The organism is Marinobacter santoriniensis NKSG1, assembly GCF_000347775.1.
Lineage (GTDB): Bacteria > Pseudomonadota > Gammaproteobacteria > Pseudomonadales > Oleiphilaceae > Marinobacter > Marinobacter santoriniensis.
Genome location: NZ_APAT01000023.1, coordinates 101,447 through 107,751 on the forward strand (window position 1 = coordinate 101,447; position 6,305 = coordinate 107,751).

A 6,305-nucleotide genomic window follows, 5' to 3' on the forward strand; every position below is an offset into this window, starting at 1 on the left:
CCCGGTGCCCCCATAAAAAAGGACGAACCGGTGCGGGAACCGATTCGCCCAAGGGTGCAACATGTGTGGGTCGTTTCCGGAACTTAGAACTTCACGGAGAGGTTCAGGCTGCCGGAGGAAACGTGGTTGCTGTCGAAGCTGGTGCCTTTGATCGGCGTGCTGTCAACGAGCGGGTTACCGGTCAGGGTGCCGACCTTGTTGCTGGCGATCATGCCGGCAGTAGCCCAGACGCGAACGGCCTTGTTCACCTGATAGCTGGCCTGAAGGTCCAGAACCAGGGAGTCGTCGCTGTCAGTACCGTTATCAACGGCCAGGTTGCCCACGGCACCGGTCAGCTTGAACTGCGGTGTCAGGTTGTAGCCGGCCTTGGCGATGACCAGGTTTTCGTTGTAGTCCTTAAGGCCACTTTTTCCGCCCATGCGATAAACGCTGGTCGGGTTGGCGGTGGACTCGGGGCTGTTGTTGATCATGCTGGAGTAGGTGTCAAAACCGGAGGAGATCAGGCCGCCGTCCTGGGTGCCCACAAATTGAAGGCCCAGATCCAGGTCGCCCAGGGTCTTCTCGACGCGGATGTACTCCGCCCAGGACGAGTCGCTGTAGACAAGGCCGTCCAGACCAACAGCTGGGCTGCTGTATGGGACGCCCGGGGCATACTCATCGATCTGGTTGTTGCCCATCCAGTTAAAGCCGGCGGTCAGGGTGAACATGTCCGCAACATCGCCGGTGATGTATGGGGAAATGATGTCAGCGCCCTGCAAGGCATAACCCTGGCTGGCACCGCTGTGGTTGCTGAACCAGTGCACCCAGAGTGCACCCGTCTTGAATCCGCCCAGTTTGGTCACGATACCCAGTGCCGTCATGTCGCCGTTGTCGTTGGCGAAGAAGCCTTGCTGGTCGCCTCGGCGGTCGTACAGAGCCAGGATGGTGCCGATGCCGGTGGGTACGATGCCGAGGATCCGGTCACGGCGGTCATCAGAAACGAGGAGTCCATTGTTCCAGTTGGCTTCCTGGCGGCCCACGCGAAGGATGGCGTGGCCCGGAAGCGGGATCTGGGCATAGCCAAGATCCAGGCTGACCAGGGAACCGCGGTTGTCGGTGTTGAAGGCTTCGCTGGCACCGGTGTTGTAGTCCAGATCATCGCCCTGCCAGCGATCACCGGACAGTTCCAGTCGGGTGTGGACGGATACGCCGGTTTCCTCGTCCTTGAAATTCGACGTCACGCGCAGCAGGTTGGCAAAGCCGTTGTCACGGGCTTCCGCGGTATGGCAGCCAGCCGCAACGGGATTCTTCAGGTCAGAACAATCGCTGGTGTAATTGGTGTCCCAGGCGCCGGAGCGGATGGAGTAGGCCTTGGCTTCATAGTCCACACTCACGTCGGTCTGGAGTGCCTGAGCGGAAGACGCGCCCATGACGGCGAGCGCCAGCAGGGAAACGGAACCTAGGGCTTTGGTTTTGTTGTGCTTTCGAGCGTTACTACGTTGTTGTGTCATGCTTTCAACCCTTGTTGTTGTGGTTTGGTGGTACGACTCTTTGTTATTGGATGCGTGGTTTTACTCGGGATTTTTGGAACCGGTCGGTGCCAAAACAGGGGAATCCGCACCGTAGCTGGCGCGGATCAAAAATGGGGTTATCTGTGACAAATCGGCCAGTCATTGTTGTTTTCTTGTTCCGAAAAATGTCTTTTGAATCTACATAATTTCGCAAAGCGAAACCATATACCACGTAAAGTTAGCAGATGAAAAAATAGCTGTCATCCCGTTGAAGTGAAAAACTTGGAAATCTGAACCGGAAAGTCAGGTGTGGCAGGCAATTCCTAACAAATTGCAATTGAGGATTATCAAGAATTTGCTTTGGGTCAAAAAGCGCATGTGATAGAAATGGAGTAGGAAGTATTCCAAGACATCAACGCAGACAGGTGTATGCGAAGACGTTTGTATAGCAATCCGGCCATCCGTATCAGCGTATTCTCGACGTTGATCGTGGCCCTGCTTTTTCTTTTTTCTGCGACTTCCGCCCAGCCTGCCCTTGAACTCAAATTTGATGGGCCCGCGTCCATCAAGATTGTATCGGTGGATGGGTCCGGGGATTCACCGTCCTCCGAACCCCCGGTTCTCGCCGACCTGTCGCCGATCCTCTCCCTGCCGGAATCTGATGCGTCCTTCTGTGTCAGCCTAGAGTTTATTCAGCCGCCTGAGCGGCTCCTGAGTTATCCGGCTTTGCCGCAGGGCCCGCCTGCGCTCGCGTAGTGACTGTCGACTGACCTGGCGGTTCCTGCCGCCCAATCAGATTGCAACTATGCGAGGATCTTCTATGAACAGTTTATTCAGTGCGTTACCGGTGCAGGACCTGACCCGCACCAGTGCCATCTCAACGGCAAAGCCGCTGGCCCATATCGGCCCTGACGACGCGGCCGTGCATCTTCTGACCGATTTTGCCGAGCAGAAACCCTCATCGCTGAGTTCCGGCATGCCGGTGACCGAAGCCCGGCTGTGGATGCGGCTTGCAGACACGCCGATCAAGCTGGTTGAAAACCAGGCCGGCGATTGTATTGGTATACTGACGATTCAGGATGTGAACGGTAAAAAGCCCATGATGGTGGCCAACCGTCAGGGCGCGGCCCTCCGGGACATTCATGTGCGTGATATCATGCGCCCACTGAGTGAAATTCCGGCGATCCATTACCGTGATCTGCGAGCCGCGACGGTTGGCGATCTTGTGAGTACCTTTCAGGAAGTCCACGAGGAATACCTGATGGTGCTTGATGACGACCGCCAGCACCCCGGCCAGACCTACCTGCGCGGCCTGCTGGTTGCGCGGGAGCTGGCCAGCCGGCTTGAGCTGACGATCGACCTTGAACACCGTGCCACCAAGTTCTACGAGATCGTGAACGTGGTACAGGGAGGGTTCTAGGTCGAAGGAGGCCCGACAGCCCTTGTGGTATCGGGCCAAACCCGGAACACTGGCCAGGATGCTGGTGTTCCAAAATCCATCCCAAGACCGAGAGGTAACATTCATGGCCATCAGGAAGCTGCTGATCGCGAACAGAGGCGAGATCGCGGTCAGAATTGCCCGGGCCTGTAGTGAACTGGGTGTACGCTCAGTGGCGATCTATTCGGAAGCCGATGAGTACTCGTTGCACGTCAAGAAAGCGGATGAATCCTACCAGATCAGCAAGGATCCCCTGTCGGGATACCTGAATCCGCATCACATCGTGAACCTGGCGGTGGAAACCGGCTGCGATGCCCTGCATCCGGGGTATGGGTTCCTGTCCGAGAACGCGGAACTGGCCGCGATCTGCAAGGATCGGGGCATTACCTTCGTGGGGCCGTCTTCCGAAGCGATTGCTTCCATGGGCGACAAGACCCAGGCAAGACAAACCGCTCTGGCCGCTGGCGTACCGGTAACGCCCGGCTCGGAAGGAAACCTGGAGGACGTTGAGGACGCCGTGGCGCAGGCCGCTGACATCGGTTATCCGGTGATGCTCAAGGCCACGTCCGGTGGCGGTGGCCGGGGTATCCGGCGCTGCGATAACGAAAAAGAGCTACGCCAGAATTACGAGCGCGTGATTTCCGAAGCCACCAAGGCGTTCGGAAGCGCCGAGGTGTTTCTGGAAAAGTGCATCATCGAGCCGCGCCACATTGAGGTCCAGATCCTGGCGGACAGTCACGGCAATGTGGTTCATCTGTACGAGCGTGACTGCTCCATTCAGCGGCGCAACCAGAAGCTGATCGAACTGGCACCGTCCCCCCAGCTCGAAGAAAGCCAGCGCGAATACATTGGCGATCTGGCCAAGCGAGTGGCAAAACAGTGTGGCTACGTGAATGCCGGGACCGTGGAATTCCTGCTGGACCATGACGGCAGCTTCTATTTTATGGAAATGAACACCCGGGTGCAGGTGGAGCACACCATCACCGAGGAAATCACCGGGGTGGATATCATCAAGGCCCAGATCCGTATTGCTGCCGGCGAACCGCTGGGCCTCAAGCAGGAAGACATAAGCTATCGTGGCTTCGCCGCCCAGTTCCGCATCAACGCGGAAGATCCCAAGAATGGTTTCCTGCCCAGCTTTGGCCGGATCAGCCGTTACTATTCAGCCGGTGGCCCGGGCGTCCGGACTGACGCCAACATGTACACCGGTTATGAAATCCCGCCCTATTACGATTCCATGTGTGCCAAGCTGATTGTCTGGGCCATGGACTGGCCGGAGCTGATTGCACGCTCCCGCCGGGCGCTGGGCGACATGGGCATTTACGGTGTCCAGACCACCATTCCTTATTATAAGCAGATCCTGGAGCACCCCGATTTCCAGGGCGCTGATTTCAATACCGGTTTTGTCGAGCGCAATCCGCAGTTGTTGGAATACAGCAGCAAGACCCGCCCCGAATCCATCGCCACAGCCATTGCTGCCGCCATCGCAGCCCAGGCGGGCCTGTAAAAGAATATTGGAGAGATCCTGATGAGTAAGCGCAAGATTCATATTACCGACGTTATCCTGAGGGACGCGCACCAGTCCCTGATCGCAACCCGATTGCGGACCGAAGACATGCTGCCGGCCTGCGAGTGGCTGGATCAGGCCGGTTACTGGTCGCTGGAATGCTGGGGTGGCGCCACCTTCGACGCCTGTGTCCGCTTTCTGAAGGAAGACCCGTGGGAGCGCCTGCGGACCCTGCGCGAGGCCCTGCCCAACACCCGCCTGCAGATGCTGCTGCGGGGCCAGAACCTGCTGGGTTATCGCCACTATGGCGATGACGTTGTCGAGGCGTTCGTGGCCAAGGCTGCCGAAAACGGCATGGACGTGTTCCGTATTTTCGATGCGTTGAACGACGTCCGTAACCTGGAGACCAGCATCAAGGCGGTCAAGAAAGCCGGCAAGCATGCCCAGGGTACGATCTGCTATACCGTCAGCCCGGTTCACAATACCGATGCCTATCTGGAACAGGCCAAAGCCATGGCTGATATGGGCGCCGACAGTATTGCCATCAAGGACATGGCGGGCCTGCTGACGCCGGGCGTCACCGCGGAACTGGTGGGCAAGCTGAAAGACACGCTGGACCTGCCGGTGTTCCTGCACTCCCATGCCACTTCGGGTATGGCGCCGATGTGCCAGTGGGCGGCAATGGAAGCGGGCGTGGACCACATCGATACCGCACTGTCGGCCTTCGCCGGCGGTACCAGTCACCCGCCCACCGAATCGCTGGTGGCGGCCCTTCATGATGCGGGTTATGAGACCGGCCTGAATCTCGAATTGCTGGACAAGGCGACCCGTTATTTCCGCGAAGTCCGCAAGAAGTACCACCAGTTCGAAAGCGAATACAACGGCGTGGACACGTCTGTGCTGCTGTCCCAGGTACCGGGCGGCATGATGTCCAACCTGGCGAACCAGCTCAAGGAGCAGGGTGCCCTCGATCGCATCCAGAATGTCTTTGAAGAAATCCCCCGGGTCCGGAAAGACCTCGGCTATCCCCCGCTGGTGACGCCGACGTCCCAGATCGTCGGTACCCAGGCGGTGATCAACGTTCTCGCCGGCAAGCGCTACGAGTCCATCACCAACGAGGTCAAGAAGTACCTGCAGGGCTGGTACGGCAAGGCCCCGGCCGCCGTCGACCAGGAGTTGCAGCGTCGCGCGGTTGGTAAGGAGGACCTGATCGAGGAGCGCCCGGCTAACCTGATCCCTCACGAACTCGACGAGTTGCGCAAGCAGGTGGGTGATCTGGCCACTGCCGAAGAGGACGTACTGACCTACGCCATGTTCCCGGATCAGGCCCGCGCCTATCTCGAACAGCGTCGCGACGGAACCCTGGAGCCCGAGCCGCTCGAGCCCATCCCTGCCAAAGGCACTGGCGGACCCGTGGATACCAAGTTCAAGATCACCGTGCATGGTGAGAGCTACGACATTCACGTTACCGGTGCCAACCCGGTCAGCGATGGCGAGCGCCGGTTCTACATGACCGTGGACGGCGTGCCGGAGGAGATTCACCTGGCGTCGCTCAGTGATGGCAACGAGGGCGGCGGCAAGAGCGGCGGTCGTGCCAGTGCCACCAAAGAGGGGCACGTCACCACCAGCATGCCGGGCAACATTGTGGACGTGCTGGTCAAGGAGGGCGATCAGGTCGAAGCCGGCGATCCGGTGCTGATCATCGAAGCCATGAAGATGGAAACCGAGGTGAAAGCCACCATCAGCGGCTCCGTGAAAGGCGTGTTCATCGCCAAGGGCGACCGCGTGGTACCCGGTGAAGTTCTGGTGGACATCGAATAACGGTCCCGCCGGACACAAAAAAAAGCCCCTCGTTTTGAGGGGCTTTTTC

At 58.7% G+C, this 6,305-nt stretch carries 5 protein-coding genes; 4 read left to right on the top strand and 1 reads right to left on the bottom strand.

Annotation, left to right across the window (positions count from 1 at the left end):
- Nucleotides 1-83: 83 nt before the first annotated feature.
- Entirely contained in the window at nucleotides 84-1,490 is a 1,407-nt protein-coding gene (locus tag MSNKSG1_RS15965) for a hypothetical protein (protein ID WP_152638803.1), read from the bottom strand.
- 429 nt (nucleotides 1,491-1,919) lie between these two features.
- Between MSNKSG1_RS15965 and MSNKSG1_RS15970 the strand changes: the two genes are divergently transcribed.
- From MSNKSG1_RS15970 to oadA, 4 genes are all read left to right on the top strand, one after another.
- Nucleotides 1,920-2,246, top strand: a complete 327-nt coding sequence (locus MSNKSG1_RS15970) for a hypothetical protein (protein WP_152638804.1) — start codon at nucleotides 1,920-1,922, stop codon at nucleotides 2,244-2,246.
- Between the two features lie 64 nt (nucleotides 2,247-2,310).
- Complete coding sequence (locus MSNKSG1_RS15975) at nucleotides 2,311-2,910, top strand: CBS domain-containing protein (protein ID WP_008940332.1); 600 nt, start codon at nucleotides 2,311-2,313, stop codon at nucleotides 2,908-2,910.
- Nucleotides 2,911-3,013: 103 nt separating this feature from the next.
- A complete protein-coding gene (locus MSNKSG1_RS15980) occupies nucleotides 3,014-4,435 on the top strand; it encodes an acetyl-CoA carboxylase biotin carboxylase subunit (protein ID WP_040887014.1) in 1,422 nt (473 codons plus the stop codon).
- Between the two features lie 21 nt (nucleotides 4,436-4,456).
- On the top strand, nucleotides 4,457-6,256 hold the full coding sequence (gene oadA / locus MSNKSG1_RS15985; RefSeq protein WP_008940334.1) for a sodium-extruding oxaloacetate decarboxylase subunit alpha: 1,800 nt from the start codon (nucleotides 4,457-4,459) through the stop codon (nucleotides 6,254-6,256).
- Nucleotides 6,257-6,305: the final 49 nt, after the last annotated feature.